The following is an 18,519-nucleotide window of genomic DNA, read 5'->3' as shown; positions in this document are numbered from 1 at the left end:
CAAGCACGTTTATGTTTTGGAAGTCCCGGTACGGCTGAGCCGTCGGTCGGGAGAGGAAGGGGAAGCAAGAGCACATGCAGGACGATCCACAAAAGCGCGATATTGTGAACCGGCGGCATTTTTCGTTCCGGCTGAACGCGTACTTTTTTATCATTTTTTTGATGTTCAGCGTGCTTATTATACGGCTTGCCATTTTGCAATTCGTAGAAGGTCCTGATCTCAAAGCGCAGGAGAACAATATCGGCTCACAGAAGGTTATGATTCCGCCGATCCGGGGCAACATTCTGGATTCGACCGGTTATCCGATCGCTTATTCGACATCGACGCAATCGCTCTATTTTAAGCTGGACCCCGATATTCGGAAAAACTTGAAGAAGGGCTCGACGGCTAAAGAGCAGCAGGTGGAAATCGAGGAGCGGATGCGTCCGTTCGCGGAGCAGCTTTCAGCGATCTTCGCTGAGTACGGAGACCCTGCTAAGCAGATGACGGCAGATGATGTACTCCGCCAGCTCGACCTTGGATTTAAGAAGAATACGATCTCAACGCCACGCCGGATCAAGACGGATCTGACGAATGAAGAAATTGCGTATTTCATGGAAAATCGCGATCTGTACGACGGCATAGATATCGTAGAAGAGAGCGTCCGCCATTATGACAACAGCTCGATTGCGGTTCAGCTAGTCGGCTATTTGAAGAAATTCAACTCGGCTGTTAACTCGCTTGATTTCTACAAGGACAAGAAAGAGGACACCACCGACGCGAAGCTTAAGTATCTAGATCAGGAAGATGTCGGCATGGACGGCATCGAGCTGATGTATCAGGATGTGCTGCGCGGCAAAAACGGACTTAAGATTTATCCGATTAACGCGCTCAGCAAGATCATTGGACCACCAACAATCACGAACCCTGAGAAGGGTAACGATCTTTATCTGACGATTAACAAGAATGTACAGCTGCAGACAGAACAGGCGATTACGGATCATCTGGCTTACTTGAAAACAAGCCCGGATATTCTGAAGGTGAATCAGAAGCCGAAGACGGGCTATGCGGTTGCGATGGAAGTCAATACGGGCAAAGTCGTTGCAATGGCGAGTATGCCTGACTATAATCCAAACGTCTGGTCTGGCGGCAGCATTAGCCAAGAGGATTATGATAACAGCGAATACTATCTGAAGAACGGAACGATTCGCGAGGTGCTGGCTCCTTACGAGGATGAGAAGGAAGCGGGCCGTCACGCGGACTCGATGGTGTTCCTTGGTTCAACGCAGAAGCCGCTGTCCGTTCTGGTCGGCTTGAACGAGCAGTTGTTCACGACTTCCACAACGTACAATGATACAGGGACGTTCAAATTCGGACGTAAAGGTAGCGAGGTTACGATCCGGAACGCCTCGAACCATGCATACGGCACACTGGATCCAGCGCATGCGATCGGCAAATCGTCTAACCCATTCATGGCGGCGATGATCGGGGACAAGATGTATAGGAAATATACAGGGCTTGAAGGCGTTGACAAATGGGATGCTTACATGAAGGAATTTGGCCTTGGCGTTAAGACAGGCAGTGATCTGCCGTTCGAGAACGCAGGCATTATCGAGTATTACCACGAAGCAGAGAGTGCAAGTACACAGTCAGCGCTCATCCGTGCTTCCTTCGGTCAGCAGGCACGCTACACTGTGCTGCAGCTTGCGCAGTACGCGGCAACGCTTGCGAACCGTGGACATCGGATGAAGCCGCAATTCGTCGAAAAGATTGTGGATTCCGACGGACATACGGTTCAAACGATGCAACCGGAGGAACTCAATACGGTTGATTTCAAGGATGAGTATTGGGCAGAGGTCGAGCAAGGCATGCGGCTCGTTAACGTAAGTGAAGCCTTCTCTGGCGTAAACTATACGTATGCAAGTAAGACGGGTACGTCGCAGCAGTCCGTCGGCGGCAAGCTCGTCGATAACGCGGTGTTCATCGCTTATGCGCCGGCCGAGAACCCTGTGCTCGCTGTTGCAGTTGTTGTACCAGAAGGCGGCTTTGGTTCGAAAGGTGCTGCGCCAATCGCCCGCAAAATTTTCGACGCGTATGATGACGAAATTGGCTTGACGGGCACGCCTCGCAAGGCGACGTCCTCGAACGATGCGACATCCGGTACAACGACAGGAACGCAAGGAACAGCGGCAGGCGATTCCGCGGCAACGGATAGCGCAACTGAGAACGTCGATTAATACTAAAGCACGACTAAATAAGGCTCTTCCGGCTCGTTTCTGGTCCTTCTGGATCTGGGCAGCCGGGAGGGCCTATTTAATTTTCAGTTTGCATTAATGGACAATGCGTTTATTGGAATGATAGGATAGTCTTGATAGATTAATAGGAGAGCTGGAGGAACGAAGCAGTGAAACAGCATATTGCAAAATGGGTAGTTGCCTCGACGCTTGCGGCCTCGCTTGCAATTGCACCACTAACGAGTGGCGGTGCATTGACAGCACACGCAGCAACGACACAAGCAGCAGCCGTACAATCAGACATTGCCGTGTACCTCGACGGCCAGAAGCTTGCGCTTACGCAAGCACCTTACTTGCGTAATGGGATAACATTCGTGCCGATGTCTGCTATTTTCAAAGCATTGGATGCAAGTGTGACGTGGGAGCAGAGCACGAAGACGATCATTTCGCGTAAGGGAAGTCAAACTATTTCCTTACAGATTGGCTCGAAGACGGCAACGCTGAACGGTCAGAAGGTTACGCTTGCAGCACCAGCTGAAATTGTGAATGGTACGACTTATGTACCACTTCGTTTCGTTGGTGAAGCACTTGGTGCTGAGGTGGCGTGGAAGGCATCTGAGCGTCAAGTCGTCATAATGTCGGAAGAGGCGCTCTATGCGAAGGAACAAGAAGAATATGAGCAAGAGCTTGCCAGTCATATTCTAACGACTACCCAGAACGTGGCGCTGAATGACGAGAAGGTCGTTATGATTACTACCGATCTTGGACAAGGCAGCGGGGTTGTAATCGGAGAGAACGAGATTATTACGAATTACCACGTGATGGCAGGCGCATCCTCCGCAGAAGTGTTGGATGTGGAAGGGCGTACATTTAAGGTCGAAGGCGTCGTAGCAAGCAACCAAGGTGCTGACCTTGTCATTATTAAGACGAAGACTAGCCTTGGCATCGAGCCGGTTGCGTTCGCGAATTCTTATACAATCAATAAAGGCGATCCAGTCGTTGCAATCGGCAGCCCACTCGGCTTGCAAAATACGGCAACAGACGGTATCATTAGCAACTTTATCGGAGACAGCAGCGCTACATACATCCAGTTCAGTGCACCAATCGATCATGGCAGCTCCGGTGGCGGCTTGTTCAACCAGTACGGTGAACTCGTTGGTATTACGTATGCGGGTTATGACAATGTGAATATGGATATTAACTTTGCTATATCCATTGACGATGTACTTGATCTCATCGTGAACTATGTAACGGATCCGGAGCAAACTCCTAAATTCATTCCTTCGACACTGCCAGATACATTGAAGGATATGACGACGGATGAACTCGCTTCGTTTATGAAGAAGAACTTCTCTTCAATCGATACGACAGCGGATATGGACGCGGCGTTGACCGACTGGACCGTTAAGCGGGACGACAAAGGCTGGCTCGTATTCGAAGCAAACATCGATCCGATTTTCTACTCGCTTTATGGCGAGCAAACGAAAGGTGAATTGGGATTATGGGCTTTCAGTGCGGGATATGAGCTCCGCAAGCGTCTGCCGGATGAGACCATTCGCATCGTACTTAATTTCAACCGTGTGATTGACTTCGAACCACAAGGCTATGCACAAGGCGAAGTAACGGCACTCGGCGATGGCAAGTGGCAGCTGCACTATACGGTACTCGATTACCAAGGCAAAACATCAGCCATTATTAATCAACGCTAAGCCATAGGCACTTATTCCTATACGATATACCAATAAAGCCCTCTGCCTGTTCATACTGGCAGAGGGCTTATTTCTGTGTGCAAAACCGGCGAACTAACCAGCATTACGAGATGCGTGTCCGGAAGCCGAATAAGCTAAGAAACGTCTTCTTCGACGATTGATGACGCTGTGAGCGCGGCGTGAAGAACGGTGATGACATCGCTGCTGCGCTGTGTTGAGCAGGGAGCGCAGCGGCCGGAGCTGCTTGTGCTTCGGCAATCTCCATGCTGTGCGCGGCGAAGCTATCTGGATCGAACGGATTAGCGCCCTCGCCTGGATCGAGTCCGTCCTCCACGTCTTCATCTGAGCTGGTGAAGCCGAGAACCTCCTGTGCCAGAGACATCAGGTAGGACGGCTGCGATTCCAGCTTGCCTGGCTTGGCGTGCAGCGGAATCGCTTCAATCACGATTCGTTCTTCAGCGGCTTGGGAGTTGTTGTCGGCAATCGGCTCAACGGCTGTAGAGGAGTGATTGAATATTTCAGTAACGGTATTTAATAGCGCTGCATGCTCCTCTGCTGAGAGGGCAGCAGACGGCTCTGGTTCGATCATACTCCCTACAGATTCGACTTCTACTTCGGCATGAGGTACGTTTGCCGTGACGGCTGTCATATTTGCGGTCACAACCACCTTTTCTTCGGCAGCAGCGGTTGGATGCTCAACCACCTTTTCTTCGGCAGCAGCGGTTGGATGCTCAACTACCGCTTCAGCGAGCTCCATCACAGTGGTTTCTTCATCCTCAAAGTCTGATGACGGCACAGCTGATGTTGGTGGAGCAGCCGCCATACCAGGTACTGCTGCTGCAGCCTCGGCGAACGCAACGCGTTCATGATAGGCTGCGAGCGCTTTCGCTCTTGCTATTGTTCTTGCGGCATCTGCTTCCAATTGTGCCCGCGCCGCTTGGACTTCGATCATATAATGTTCGAAATCATCCAGCCTTGCACTTAATTGTTCACTGGACTGCTTCAATTCCTGAATCATTCCATATAACAGCTTCATTGAAAGCTTAGGCATACCATCGGCTTGCTCTTTCTTGTCCTCTTTATGGTCATACCACTCCGGCACCAGCGGCTCTTTCTCCGTCCACGCACGTTCCATTACGGCAAGGCCTCCTTCAGCGTTATTCGGCACGCGATGCATGATGCGCGCCTAGAGCTTGTCTCTATCGTATCGCAATCGACAAGGATAAGCTGTCGAATAGTGCTGTCGGCTGATTGGAACATTTGCGGCATACAGTGGCAATTCACGGGTGTAGTTCTCCTTCATGCATGAAAAATGGTACAATAGGGCGTAATAAACTATTTGCCAATGTGATGAGAGGGTTTGACTGCTATGAATATCGTTCTGGCAACGCTGAATGCCAAATATATACACACCTCGCTCGCGCTCCGCTGCCTGAAGGCGTTTGCCGAGAAGGATTTTCCGAATATAGAAATTGCGGAATATACGATCAAGGATCCGGCGATGAACATTGTGTCGGATATTTTCGCTCGTCGCCCGGATGTTGTCGGCTTCTCCTGCTACATCTGGAACATCGAGGAGACAATCGTCGTCATCGACATGCTGCGCAAAATTATGCCTGAGGTGACGATCGTCCTCGGCGGACCGGAAGTGAGCTACGATACGGAGTTCTGGATGGAGCGTATTCCACAGGTCGATCACATCGTTGTTGGCGAAGGTGAAGAGACGTTCCATCACCTGCTGCAGGAGCTGCAGGGAGATCGCAAGTTCCATCTCGTATTCGGTATTTCATACCGTAAGGTCCGTAACGGCGTCAGTGAAATATTGGTGAATCCCGGACGGCCGAAGCTCGATCTTGCTACGCTGCCATCGCCATATCGGTTCAAGGAGGACATGCCTACGCTTGGCAATCGCGTCGTCTACTTCGAGACGAGCCGCGGCTGCCCGTTCAGCTGTCAGTTCTGTTTGTCGAGCATCGAGGTTGGCGTACGCTACTTCGATATCGAGCGGACGAAGTCGGATATTCTGTTCTTAATCGCCCAAGGAGCGAAGCTGATAAAGTTTGTCGACCGGACGTTCAACATTAAGCGCGACTATGCGCTGGAGATGTTCAAGTTCCTTATCGAGAATCATCAAGGCTGCGTCTTCCAGTTCGAGATTACAGCGGACATTATGCGGCCAGAGGTGCTTGATTATTTGGCCGAGCATGCGCCTCCGGGCGTTTTCCGGTTCGAGATCGGTGTCCAATCAACGAATGATGTGACGAACGAGGCGGTTAAGCGTCGTCAGAACTTCACGAAGCTGACGCGTACCGTAACGAAGGTGAAGGATTCGGGCAAAATCGATCAGCATCTCGATTTGATCGCCGGCCTGCCGCACGAAGATTACGACACGTTCCGCAAGACGTTCAACGACGTATTCGCGCTTCGTCCAGAGGAGCTGCAGCTCGGCTTCCTGAAGATGCTTCGCGGTACAGGTATGCGGATCGACGCAGAGAAGCATGGCTATATCTATATGGATCGTGCACCATACGAAATTCTCGGCAATGACCTGCTTCCATTCTCGGACATCGTCCGCATTAAACGTGTCGAGGATGTGCTGGAGAAATATTGGAATGCGCATCGGATGGATCATACGCTGCTGTATCTCGTCGAGCGTGTCTTCCCGTCGCCATTCGACTTCTTCCAATCGTTCGGCGATTACTGGGAGGAGCGGGGCTGGCAGCGGATCGGTCATCAGCTGGAGGATTTGTTCTCGCGCCTTTGGGCGTTCCTGAACGATCGCGGTGTCGAAGCGTCTGAAGGGCGTCTCGACTTGAACGTGACGCTTGGCTTGATGAAGCTGGATTACTTCCTGCAGCATAAGTTCAAGCCACGTAAAGTATGGTGGGATTTCGCCATGGACAAAGCCGAGTGGAGCAGCTGGATGAAACGCCTTACCGAACGGCCACAGGAAGTGTCCGGCGGCTTCGCATCGCTTGGCTTCGCCGATAAGGAGCTGCAGAAGCATGCCGTCATCGATCGTGTTCCTTTCGATCTGGAGCGGTACTTGGCGGAGGGAGAGATCGACCAATCGTCGGACTCGCTCGTTGTGATGATCTATCAAGGCGACTCGTCAGGGAAGCCTTATGCACTGCGGATTACGCACGATATGCTTGTATAACGGAAACGGAAGACAGCGGCACGGGATGATAATCCCGTGCCGCTGTTTTTCGTTTTGCATTGGCTGTTTGGCTGATCGCGATCAAGCACGGTAACAGTAACAGTTGCAGTAACGATTGCAACAGCGCTTATTCAGCTCGAAGCCTGTCTTTTCAAACGCTAGCGGTTGCCGCTGAGCCTATTGGGTTATTTTTCATCCCCACAGTCCGTTTGTACGCCTAATAGGCTCTAGGAAAACCGCTAGTTCAGAGGGTGGCAGCCTTCTCGTTGGTATAACCGCTGAGGCATCCTTTAGAGCGGCGGCGGGCGCGGGCGCCTCCGGTTTCAATCCTCCTTATATCTCTTCATCGCTGTTCAGCTCGATATCTTTGCTGAACGATTGCTTGAGCAGGACCGCAAGGCCGAAGAAGAGGAGGATGAAGGAGAGCAGCACCGTTGCTTCCTTCCACATGGTGGATACGATCATTCCACCTATCGTTTCTCGGAACATAATGATCGCATGGGTGAACGGCATGAACGGACTTACAACTTGGAAGAAGCGGGACGTCATACTGATCGGGAACGTCACCCCGGAGCTCGACATTTGGAGCACAAGGAACAGCATCGCAAGTCCGCTGCCGACATTGCCGAAGATGGATCGCAGCGTGTACGTAATAATGACGAATACAACCCCAACGAACACACCGGTCAATACGAACCACAGCTTGTTTGCGGCATGTACATGCAGCAGGTACAGCACACCAAGCGTTGCGATAAGCGCCTGTCCCAAACCAACCGATAAGAAAGTGACCAGTCGGCCGAAGTAAACTTGATAGCTTCTGAATTTGTGCTCGGGATTGCGAACGTTGACGGGGAGCGCTGTAATGAGAATCGTGCCGCCAACCCATAGTGCCAGCATGGTATAGAGCGGTGTCATGGCTGTACCGTAATTGTCGATAGGAAATAAACGTACCGTCTCCAGATTCACGGGATCCGCTAGAAACTGGCTGCTCTTCTGCGGATCGTGCAGCAGATAACTGATCAGCTCATTCAAGTCGGCGCTGCTCTGCAGCGTACGGATTTTATTGGCTGCCTCTCGCACCTTCTGCTCGAAGCCAGGCAGGTCATTCCGAGCCAAATCAGCCGCCTTATGAATCGCTTCTTCCATAGCAGGCAGCTTCTCCTGTAAGAGGGTGGTCGCGGTCTTGATATCGGCCTCCACACCTGGCAGATCGTTGCGGACGAAGTTGGCCGCTTTCTGCACGCGCTGCTCAATCGCTGGCCAGTCGCTGTTGATCGTATCCATCATCCTCAACGCTTCGTCTACCTTAGCCTTCAAGGAAGTTCGCGTCTCTTGAAGACGGGTACGAAGTGTCGCGACCTCATCTAAGAGCGGAGTCAGCTTCTGAAGCTCTCCAGCAATGATGGTAGCCCCTTCATCCGTGCCGTTCGCATTCGTCGCTGCCACTGTCTTGTTCGCATCTTCAATTGCTTTTCTTAGATTGGCATCGATAGTGGCCAGACGATCTTCCATGTCGGTTAAGGCTGTTGGAATGGTTTGCAGGCTGGTTGCTTTATCGCGAAGAGCGGTTAGACTATCCAACGCTTCCTTTATTTTGGGCAAATCCGTCTCCAGCTTCATAATCGCATCCCCAGCCTTATTCAGGTCGGGAATATGCTGCTGCAGCGCGATCACCTTGTCAATCTTCTGCTTGATCGACGGCAGCTTGGCTTCCAGTGCGATTGCCCCTTGGCCGAGCGCTTCGATCTGAGGCAAAGCCTTCTCGAGCTCAAGGATGCCGTTCTCTACTTTTTGAATCGTAGGCAGCTCCTTCTGGAGCTCGATTCCGGCTGTATGAAAGGCGGTAAGCACAGCGTCACTGACCGTTTGCGTGAACGACTTGCTGATCTGATCCGTTATACCGGTTGCGCCGGAGCTGGTAATCTTCGGCGCTAATGCGTTCACTTTTTCGTTAATGGCGTATGTAATGGTCGGCTGCTGGGGTTCGGCTTCTAGAATGCTTGCAAGCTTCGCGGAGAAGTCGCTCGGGATAATGAGGTAGGCGTAGTAATCACCATAATGGACACCACGCTCTGCCTCCGCACGGTCAACGAACGCCCAGCCCAGCTTGGGATTGCTCTTCAGTCCATTGACGGTTTCATCCCCGACATTGATCGCTTTACCTTCGATCTGTGCGCCTGTATCTTCATTGACGATTGCGACAGGAATACCAGTCGTATTGCTGTATGGGTCCCAGACGGCTTTAATATTAATCCAAGCGTAGGCGGAAGGCAGCAGCATGAGTGCTACGACCAGCATGGTTAGTCTGCGGGACTTGAACATGCTTCTGACGTCTGCAGTGTAGATGGATAGGATGGTGCGCATGATGACCCCCTAGGCACAATGTCGATAATGAATCGTACCTATTGTTTTCCGAATGGGGGAGACATAACCGCAGCTGACAGTAGGCTTATATCGTGGAAAATAAAAACAGCAGCGGGTATCGCCGTCTGAGGCGGTACTCCGCTGCTGTATGGTATGAGCTCCTTGTTTAAGGCACCATGCTTCTCAGCACGGTCATGCTGCCATCCACCGTATAACCGCCGAGGCTTGCGGGAAGCAGGAGGCATTGGCCTGATCGGAGCGCCAGCCGCTCAACCCCTTCATTCCAGCTTATCGTACCTTGACCGTCGGCCACGACGAGAATGACGAAGCTTTCTGGCGTAGTTTTTAGTGCAAGCGGTTCAATCACAATGCCTTTCTCAACGATAAAATACGGCGAGCTCGCAATCGTCAGCCATTCACCCGGCCGAATGCCATCGGTCTTCATCCGCTGTGCGCCAGCGCCTTCGTAGGCAATGACATTAAGCGAAGCCTCGACGTGCAGCTCACGAAGCTTGCCGTCGAGCCCCGGTCGGTCGTAATCGTAGAGCCGGTATGTCGTATCGGAGTTTTGCTGAATCTCTGCAACGACAACACCAGAGCACAACGCGTGAACCGTGCCGGCAGGTATATAGAACGCATCGCCAGCTTCGACAGGAACGACCTGCAGCGTATCCATAATGCGTCCTTCTGCGATTGCAGCCTCCATGGCAGCACGATCAACGCCTTCTTTTAAGCCGTAGACAATCGTCGCACCAGGCTTCGCATCCAGGATGTACCACATCTCCGTCTTGCCAAGCTCGCCTTCTGGCAGTCCGTCATAGGTATCCGTCGGATGCACCTGAACGGACAAATCATCGTTGCAATCGAGCAGCTTGATCAGCAGCGGGAAGCGGCCGTTACGCTCGGAGAAGCCCTTCGTACCGAACCATTCCTTGCCATAATGCTCGCGTATCGCATCGAGACCTGTTCCAGCCAACGGGCCGTTCAATACGGTCGTCGTGCCGTTCGGATGGTCGCCGATCATCCAGCCTTCGCCGATTGACCCTTCCGGCAGTTCGAGCCCGAACTGTGCAAGTGCTCGGCCGCCCCAAATACGTTCCTTCATCTCTGGCTGGAACAGCAGCGGATATGGTTTGATCATTGTGTTCGTCATCGTTTCTCTCTCCTTGAATGAACGGAATAAGGATTGGATAGCAGTATCCACTTCGGGTTAGAGACATGATGTCGGAATGAGCAGGATGTTTGTACTGGGGCGTCTATATGGTCTTAGCGTGCGCCAGGCTGGAACAGCTCCAGCAGCTCGCCGTCAGGACCGTAGAAGAAGAAGTAGCGGCTGCCGTCCGGCAGCGTTGTAATCTCGGTGTCGCGGAGCGGTACATTCAGCTCCTTGATACGGACGAACTCGGCTTCCACATCGTCGACCGTGAAAGCGAGATGATGAACTTTGCCTTCTGCTGGGAACTCTTTCGCGTTCTCGATCAGCTCAACCTCGGTTTCCTCGTGGCCTGCGAATGCAAGGAAGCCAAGCCGTACAGTTCCATTGCCTGGAACGAGCGTATTGCGATGCACCAGACCGAGCACCTTCGTGTAGAATGCGATGGATTGCTCCAAATTGATTACTCTAACGCCTACGTGCTCGATTTTACGAATAGCCATGAACAAAACCTCCCGATGGAATTGGATAAAATAACTTCACTATTGCTTCCGGCTTCGCTCGATCGCAACGAGGAACGGCGCCGTGGGCTTCTGCGCCATACGGTACAGGACAGCTTGTCCTTCTGCTGAAGGCAGCGCTTGTGCCCATTGCAGCACCGCTTCGGCTTCATCGCCGCCGCCGGGATGGCCGGGATAGAGCACACAGGTGATGATGCCGCCCGGTTTCATTAGCGACACCGCAGCCTCCAGTGCGGCTATCGAGCTGTCCGTCTTCGTGATAACAGACGGATCTGCTCCCGGCAAATAGCCGAGATTGAACATCGCTGCTGCGACGTTCCCGGCATGATCCGCCTCCACGTGCCGGGTCATCGCTTCGTGGCTGTCGTACACGAGTCGAAGGTCGGGCAGCAGGAGCTGTTCCTCAAGGGGCTCCAGCCGCTTGCGCGTCGCTGTAATCGCTGCTTCTTGAATATCGAAGGCATAGGCGACGCCGCGAGGCCCAACAAGCTCAGCGAGGAAGCGGGTGTCTACGCCATTGCCTGCTGTCGCATCAATCACAATATCGCCTGGGTGAACCCGTTCGCGAATCATCTGGTGTGCCATGCTGAGCACGGATAGAAAGCCCATGCGCTCACTCCTTCCACAGCTTGCCCTGCCACGTTCCTCGGCGGACAAGCTCCTTATCGATTGAATTGAGTACATCCCACTTGTTCATGCTCCACATCGGTCCGATAATCAGATCGCGAGGCGCGTCGCCGGTTAACCGGTGGACAATCATGTTCGGCGGCATCTGCTCCAGCGAATCGACAATCAGCTTAATGTATTCGTCCTTCTCAAGAAACTGCAGCAGTCCGGCTTCGTACTGCTTCACCATCGGCGTCTTGCGCATGAGGTGGAGCAGGTGAATCTTAATCCCTTGCACGTCCATACGAGAAACGGCCCGCAGCGTATCCAGCATCATCTCATGGGTCTCCTGGGGGAGACCGTAGATAATATGCGTGCAGACGCGAATGCCCCGCGCGCGCAGACGGCGGACCGCATCCTCGTAACAAGCCGTATCATGCGCTCGGTTAATGAGCTCCGACGTCGATTCGTGAACCGTCTGAAGCCCCATCTCCAGCCATAAATACGTCCGCTCGTTCAGCTCGGCCAGATAGTCGATTACATCGTCGGGCAGGCAGTCAGGACGCGTCGCGATCGACAGGCCAACAACGCCTGGCTGCTGCAAAATGACTTCATAATATTCGCGCAGCTCCTCCACCGGCGCATACGTATTCGTATACGCTTGGAAATAGCCGATGTACTTCGCATTTGGCCATTTCAAGTGCTGACGGTCTCGAATCTTATTGAATTGCGTGACGAGATCATCTCGGCGGCTTCCAGCGAAGTCGCCAGATCCCCGCGCGCTGCAGAAGGTACAGCCGCCTTTGGCTATCGAGCCGTCGCGATTCGGGCAAGTAAACCCTGCGTCCAACGTAACCTTGAACACCTTCTCGCCGAATTGCTCCTTCATTTCATAATTCCATGTATGAAACCGTTTGTCTCCCCACATTACGGGCGAGTTCGGCACAACGGTATCGCTTGCAGCTGCCATAATAGCTCCTTCTCTTTAAACACGTATATTCCCTCGCATGCTACCGTTCATTGTATCGAAATTCGGGGTCGATTTCCATGTTCTAGGTGCGATTTGGACAAAAAAACAGCTGGAAAATAAAGAGCCCAAATAAGCCGTTTTCACTTGCGTAACCTTACATGATGTGTTAAATTAAAAGTGCGACAAATCAATGAAATCTTCGTAGAAACCTTACATCGCAGCATGTGATATAGAATGTCGATTTTCTGGGAATTATAATGAAAAAATCGATGAGGTGATGGGTAATGAATACGAATTTGAGAATTCCGCACGGCGAAGACAAAGTGAAGGTTGAACTGACGGTTAAGGAACTGATGGTACTGGCCGGCGCTCGTTTTCCGAATAACCATATGATTGAAGTCGGAGCGCGTAAGAAACTTAATGAAGTGCTGGAGCAGACCTATGAGATCGAAGGCCGCAGCCAATCGGCTTACGAATTCTAGAATATAAAGCGGTGTTCACATGAACACGCTTACTCCTATGGAGACAGTCCAGAAGCATCGGGGCTGTCTTTTTCATTGTCCGCTGTGCCTGGCTCTTTACTTTCTTGCTTATCTTCGGCACAATTAGGGCTAGTTCAATGTGGAGGACGAGAGAACATGCGCTTACGTGGAAGAAAAGGAATATTGGAAAGCATAGAAAGCCAGCCGGAGCTTGTCGTCTTAGACGGTACTGCCTATAAAGGACGCTGGAACGAATTTTTCGGCAATAACAATCCGATTTATGTCGAGCTCGGCATGGGCAAGGGACAGTTCATTAGCACGCAGAGCTTCCGTAATCCAGGCATTAATTTTATCGGTGTCGATATGTACGATGAACTCGTGCGCCGTGCCAGCGAGAAAGCGCGCCGCATCTGGGCGGAGCGCGGCGTGGACAGTCCGCCTAATCTGGCGCTGCTGCGGGCGAACATCGAATTCGTCGAAGACATTTTTGCGGAAGATGAGCTGGAGCGCGTTTATTTGAACTTCAGTGATCCGTGGCCGAAGGCGAAGCATGCGCGCCGTCGTCTGACGCACCCGCGTTTTGTGAGCAAGTATATGAAAGCATTGAATACGCGTGGTGAAATTCATTTCAAGACCGATTCGGTGTCGTTGTTCGAATACTCGCTCAACAGCTTCGCAGATATGGAGCTGCTCACGCGCAATATCGCCCTGAACCTGCATAAAGATGGGCTGCGCGACGACCTCGTACCGACGGAATATGAGATGAAGTTCTTTAATCGTGGACAAAATATTCATCGCATCGAGGTACTGATCGGCGATGAAGCGATTGCTGCTTATCGCAGTGCGAAGCGAGATGCGGCAGCGGCAGAAGCGGCGAGAGCTGTCGAAGCAAATGAAGAAGCCGATAACGAGCAGGACTCGGAATCGGCAGACGAGTAATATTCAATTAGAGCAGGATCGGCCATAGCTCCAGCATGCCGACCGCTGTGGCAGAACCAAGCATGGCCCCCGCGAACACATCGGATGGATAATGCAATCCGAGGTACATGCGCGACCAAGCGACGGACAAGCCAACTACGATGGCTGCGGGCAGGAGCAGTACGGCGGAAGCGCCGGCCGCAGCGATAAGTGGAATAAGCCAAGCGAAGATCGCGGTCGTATGTCCCGATGGGAACGATGAGTCCTGAAGCGGGGAACGGCACGCGTTAATGTTAGGAAGCTTCTGATAAGGCCGCAGCCTGCGAAAATGTCGTTTCATTACAGCGACGGGCAAGTGGCTGACCGCTACGGCAGCAATGCACTGCCAGCCTGCTATACTCCACGCTGCCGATCCTGCAATGGCCGCACACAGTGCGGTACAGAGTGTAAATGTAGCGCCGCCCATATGGGTGATCGTTTCAAGCCAACGGCTAAGACCTGCTTGCAGCAGTCGGTGTGCGGGTCTTCGGTTCGCAATCATAAGCATTTGATGATCGCGAGAGCGGAGCCACCCCATCATACGTTCCATACCGATCCCTCCGTTAGCTAAGATTAAGCCGCTTCGCAAATTGCGAAGCGGTTTTTTTGTGTGGAATATGACTCACGCACAATGTAGCATCCGATTGTTTCGGCTGTGTCATCGCGATGCAAATCTGATATTAATGAACCCTTAATGCGCCATTGACGCTAAGGAAACAGTATTCCGTTACATTGTAGGCATGCCGCTGTTTATGCAGCGTACATTAGTGCTGAGAGCTGCGGTCAGATCGGATGGAAATGGGGGAGCGAGGATGCGGTTAGCGATATTTACAGATACGTATGAGCCAGAAGTGAACGGAGTTGCGCGAACATTGGGTCGTTGGACCGATTTTTTGCGAAGGCAAGGTATTGAGGTTATGGTATTTGCCCCCGATCCAGCCATGGATCATACCTCGCAGCAGACGTCTATTCAAGTGCAGCGGTTCACCTCGTTTCCATTCTTCTTATACCCCGAATGCAGGCTGGCCGTGCCTAACCCCGTTCCCGTACGCCGTGCTCTTCAACTGTTCCAGCCAACGTTGATTCATGTTGCCACCCCATTCAATATGGGACTGTTCGGAATCCACTACGCCAAGAAATATCGAATTCCTCTCGTTGCTTCCTACCATACACATTTTGATCGTTACTTGCCGTATTACAATTTGCAATGGATGGCAAAGCTGTTATGGAGATATATGGAATGGTTTCACCACGAATGCAGGATGATCTTCGTTCCCTCTCCTTCTACGAAGGCGCAGCTTGTCGGACGTGGATGGCGCGGAGAACGTCTTCTCGTATGGCCTAGAGGAATCAAGGCAGATCAGTTCTATCCAGGTGTCAACCGGAGCGAGCTCGAGCTGCCTGCTTCCTGCACGATTACACCAGAGCAATTCGTGGTATTGTATGTCGGACGGCTGTCGCCGGAAAAAGATGTGGGGATTGCCATCGATGCCTTTGACAAGTTCCGTCGATCCCATCCGGATGCGGTCATGCTAATCGCCGGCGACGGCCCTTCAGCAAGCGAGCTTGCCGCTCGCGTTACGCGCGAGCAGCTGCCGATTCATTTTCTCGGGTTTCAATCGATGCCGGCTCTTCGGGAACTGTATGCAGCAGCAGACGCATTCATGTTCCCTTCTGCAACGGAGACGTTCGGTAATGTCGTGCTCGAGGCGATGGCGTGCGGGGCGCCGGTGATCGGCGCAAGAGCAGGAGGTGTTGCGGACACAGTGACGCATGGCGTCAACGGCTTACTGTGCGACCCTGGTCATGTTGATTCATTCGTAGACGCGTTGGAGCGCCTGTACCATGATCCAGAGGAGCGCGGACGTCTCTCCGCGAGAGGGCTCGCATATAGCCGGAATCAGTCATGGGACGCGATATTCGGACGATTGCTGTCGCAATTTCTGGAGGCTGAGTCTGGAAACACAGAGACAATGGTGCAACGTTTTATAACGTAAACTGTACAATTTTTCGTATGGTGGCGGATTCATGATCAATTTTGCCGGACGTAAGCATTAAAAACGGTGCAAATGGATGAAAATAAGAGGGATGCAGACGGAAAATGAGGCAATGTCGTTAATTGCTCGCCATGGAAGCGTTTTACTTGGCGCTCATGACGATATGGGCGCTCAAACCGTTTTTGACAAAGCTGACCGTACGGTGCAAAATGCACTAAGTGCCGCATAAAGAGAGAAAAGACGGGCTTGGAATGGTTGTCAATCGTGCTGGAAGTTGAAAAATGAAAACAATAGAGAGAAAAAGAAAAAAGGGCTGTATTCAAAAAATGGGGTCTCAAGGGGGCAATACCAAGAATGTTGAATGTTTTGATGATGGCGTTCCAGATTTTGCTGGTGTTCATCGGTGTCTATCAGTTTGTACTCGCTTTGTTTGGAATTTATCGGAAGAAGACACAACGTCGTCATGAACCGAAAAAATCGTTCGCTGTACTCGTCGCTGCACACAATGAAGAGCAGGTCGTAGGCGCACTGGTTGAAAATTTGCTGAAGCTTGATTATCCGAGAGAACTGTACGATATTTTTGTAATTTGCGATAACTGCACGGACGGCACAGCCGACGTTGTTCGCGGCTATGAAGGCGTTCATGCATGTGTCCGTAACCACTCGACGCTGCGCGGTAAAGGCTATGCGATTGAATGGATGCTCAAAGAACTGTGGAATATGCCAAAGCAATATGATGCCGTCGTTATGTTTGATGCGGATAACCTGTGCAACAGCGACTTCCTGCATTTGATGAATGACGATCTGTGCGAAGGCCACCAAGTGATTCAAGGTTACCTCGATACGAAAAACCCGAACGACTCATGGGTTACGGCTGCTTACGGTATTACGTACTGGTACTGCAACCGTCTGTGGCAGCTGTCGCGCCGCAATCTGCGGATGGCGAACTTCCTCGGCGGTACAGGTATGTGCTTCGATTCGAAGCTGCTGAAGGATATGGGATGGGGCGCAACGAGCCTCGTCGAAGACTTGGAATTTACGATGCGCTGCATTAAACGCGGTGTGCATCCGGTACTGAACTACGATGCGAAAGTGTATGACGAGAAGCCGGTATCGTTCCGTGCTTCTGCACGCCAGCGTCTGCGTTGGATGCAAGGTCACTTCAATGTTGCACGCAACTATTTCTTCCCGCTGCTGTGGGCGAGCATCAAGGAACGCAGCTTCATTAAGTTTGACGCGGCGCTGTACTCGATCTCGGTATACAACACGCTGCTTGGCTTCGTGCTGACGGCGCTTCTGTGGGGCGACAATATCATCCCGGCGGATAACATCTTTGGGTCGATCTATGAACACCTGCCAGTGTGGGTGCCTATCGTCGCAATTGCTGCATCTGTAATCATGTTCCCGCTGGCGCTCATTCTGGAGAATGTACGCAACTGGAGAATGTATGCACATATGCTAACGCTGCCGTTCTTCCTGTTGTCGTGGTGGCCAATTACGTTCTACGCGTTCTTCACGCAGAACAACAAGCAATGGAGCCACACGCAGCATACACGCGTTATTCGTCTGGAAGAAGTGCAGAGCAAGCAGGGCTAATCGCTTCATCACGAAGTTGTTGACTTCATCTGCACCGCTGTGATATAGTAAGTCGGTAACATTTAAAACTTATCGCAATAAGAAGAGGCACCCGCTTCTCACCTAATGGCTACGCGCCGGCTGGTTATATGCGACCGATCGATAACATTGCAACCGTCGATGATGACGAAGATGCATTTACGAATGGTTATGGCATGCGGGTCCTGATGGGCCCGCATTTTTATTGCGTGGAAACTAATATTTGGAGGTGGCACGTTATTAGCAGAGAACATCAGATCAATGACGAAATCCGCGCTCGCGAGGTTCGCGTAGTTGGAGCAGAGGGAGAGCAGCTCGGCGTTATGTCGATTCGCGAAGCTCTTCAACTGGCAGTCGATGCAAGCATGGATCTTGTCAATGTCGCACCGCAGGCGAAACCGCCAGTTTGTCGGATCATGGATTACGGCAAGTTCCGGTATGAGCAGCAGAAGAAAGAGAAGGAAGCCCGTAAGAACCAGAAGATCGTTGATCTGAAGGAAGTATGGTTCCGCTCGAACATTGAAGAAAACGACTACCAGACGAAACTGCGCAATGTTGTGAAGTTTCTGAAGGAAGGCGACAAAGTCAAATGCTCTGTTCGTTACCGCGGTCGCGAAATCGCGCACGCAGCGATCGGACAGCGTATCCTTGACCGCCTTGCGAAAGAAGTTGCAGTCGCCGAATTATGCAGCGTTGAGCGTTTCCCTAAATTGGAAGGCCGCAGTATGATCATGATTTTGGCGCCAAAAACTACAAGCTAACATAAATTCAAG

At 51.9% G+C, this 18,519-nt stretch carries 15 protein-coding genes; 8 read left to right on the top strand and 7 right to left on the bottom strand.

All coding sequences use genetic code 11. The annotated features are described in order from the left end of the window. Window positions 1-74 precede the first annotated feature (74 nt). On the top strand, window positions 75-2,216 hold the full coding sequence (locus DFQ01_RS04770) for a peptidoglycan D,D-transpeptidase FtsI family protein (protein ID WP_110042722.1): 2,142 nt from the start codon (window positions 75-77) through the stop codon (window positions 2,214-2,216). Window positions 2,217-2,383: 167 nt separating this feature from the next. Further along, window positions 2,384-3,922, top strand: a complete 1,539-nt coding sequence (locus tag DFQ01_RS04765) for a stalk domain-containing protein (RefSeq protein ID WP_110042721.1) — start codon at window positions 2,384-2,386, stop codon at window positions 3,920-3,922. 103 nt (window positions 3,923-4,025) lie between these two features. On the opposite strand, the gene DFQ01_RS04760 is transcribed toward DFQ01_RS04765, so the two are convergent. Then, window positions 4,026-5,057, bottom strand: coding sequence for a hypothetical protein (locus DFQ01_RS04760; RefSeq protein WP_110042720.1), 1,032 nt, complete (start codon window positions 5,055-5,057; stop codon window positions 4,026-4,028). Between the two features lie 234 nt (window positions 5,058-5,291). On the opposite strand from DFQ01_RS04760, the gene DFQ01_RS04755 reads away from it, so the two are divergent. Then, window positions 5,292-7,082 (top strand): B12-binding domain-containing radical SAM protein, encoded by a 1,791-nt coding sequence (locus DFQ01_RS04755; protein ID WP_110042719.1) that lies wholly within the window; start codon window positions 5,292-5,294, stop codon window positions 7,080-7,082. 333 nt (window positions 7,083-7,415) lie between these two features. Here DFQ01_RS04755 and DFQ01_RS04750 read toward each other — a convergent pair whose 3' ends face one another. The 5 genes from DFQ01_RS04750 to mnmL all read right to left on the bottom strand — a co-directional run bounded on the left by DFQ01_RS04750 (window position 7,416) and on the right by mnmL (window position 12,696). After that, the gene (locus tag DFQ01_RS04750) at window positions 7,416-9,446 is read right to left on the bottom strand and encodes a YhgE/Pip domain-containing protein (protein ID WP_110042718.1); all 2,031 of its coding nucleotides are present in this window, start codon (window positions 9,444-9,446) and stop codon (window positions 7,416-7,418) included. A 166-nt stretch (window positions 9,447-9,612) separates the two neighbouring features. After that, a complete protein-coding gene (locus DFQ01_RS04745) occupies window positions 9,613-10,587 on the bottom strand; it encodes a type I phosphomannose isomerase catalytic subunit (protein ID WP_110042814.1) in 975 nt (324 codons plus the stop codon). A 125-nt stretch (window positions 10,588-10,712) separates the two neighbouring features. Beyond that, entirely contained in the window at window positions 10,713-11,102 is a 390-nt protein-coding gene (locus DFQ01_RS04740) for a VOC family protein (RefSeq protein WP_110042717.1), read from the bottom strand. Window positions 11,103-11,141: 39 nt separating this feature from the next. After that, on the bottom strand, window positions 11,142-11,729 hold the full coding sequence (gene mnmM, locus DFQ01_RS04735) for a tRNA 5-(aminomethyl)-2-thiouridylate-methyltransferase MnmM (RefSeq protein WP_110042716.1): 588 nt from the start codon (window positions 11,727-11,729) through the stop codon (window positions 11,142-11,144). Between the two features lie 4 nt (window positions 11,730-11,733). Beyond that, complete coding sequence (gene mnmL, locus DFQ01_RS04730) at window positions 11,734-12,696, bottom strand: tRNA modification radical SAM protein MnmL/YtqA (RefSeq protein ID WP_110042715.1); 963 nt, start codon at window positions 12,694-12,696, stop codon at window positions 11,734-11,736. Between the two features lie 284 nt (window positions 12,697-12,980). On the opposite strand from mnmL, the gene DFQ01_RS04725 reads away from it, so the two are divergent. Both DFQ01_RS04725 and trmB read left to right on the top strand, forming a co-directional pair. Next, window positions 12,981-13,178: a hypothetical protein gene (locus DFQ01_RS04725; RefSeq protein ID WP_110042714.1), complete on the top strand. Its 198-nt coding sequence runs from the start codon at window positions 12,981-12,983 to the stop codon at window positions 13,176-13,178. A gap of 156 nt (window positions 13,179-13,334) precedes the next feature. Beyond that, the gene (trmB, locus tag DFQ01_RS04720) at window positions 13,335-14,117 is read left to right on the top strand and encodes a tRNA (guanosine(46)-N7)-methyltransferase TrmB (RefSeq protein WP_110042713.1); all 783 of its coding nucleotides are present in this window, start codon (window positions 13,335-13,337) and stop codon (window positions 14,115-14,117) included. Between the two features lie 7 nt (window positions 14,118-14,124). Here trmB and DFQ01_RS04715 read toward each other — a convergent pair whose 3' ends face one another. Further along, a complete protein-coding gene (locus DFQ01_RS04715; protein WP_110042712.1) occupies window positions 14,125-14,685 on the bottom strand; it encodes a phosphatase PAP2 family protein in 561 nt (186 codons plus the stop codon). 262 nt (window positions 14,686-14,947) lie between these two features. Here DFQ01_RS04715 and DFQ01_RS04710 point away from each other — a divergent pair, with 262 nt between their 5' ends. The 3 genes from DFQ01_RS04710 (at window position 14,948) to infC (ending at window position 18,507) form a co-directional block, all read left to right on the top strand. Next, window positions 14,948-16,132: a glycosyltransferase family 4 protein gene (locus DFQ01_RS04710; protein WP_110042711.1), complete on the top strand. Its 1,185-nt coding sequence runs from the start codon at window positions 14,948-14,950 to the stop codon at window positions 16,130-16,132. Window positions 16,133-16,486: 354 nt separating this feature from the next. After that, complete coding sequence (locus DFQ01_RS04705; RefSeq protein ID WP_110042710.1) at window positions 16,487-17,728, top strand: glycosyltransferase family 2 protein; 1,242 nt, start codon at window positions 16,487-16,489, stop codon at window positions 17,726-17,728. Between the two features lie 206 nt (window positions 17,729-17,934). After that, a complete protein-coding gene (gene infC, locus DFQ01_RS04700; RefSeq protein WP_110042813.1) occupies window positions 17,935-18,507 on the top strand; it encodes a translation initiation factor IF-3 in 573 nt (190 codons plus the stop codon). Window positions 18,508-18,519 lie beyond the last annotated feature (12 nt).

The sequence above is a fragment of the Paenibacillus cellulosilyticus genome, assembly GCF_003182255.1.
Taxonomy (GTDB): domain Bacteria; phylum Bacillota; class Bacilli; order Paenibacillales; family Paenibacillaceae; genus Paenibacillus_T; species Paenibacillus_T cellulosilyticus.
This window is presented reverse-complemented; position numbering and strand designations above follow the sequence as displayed.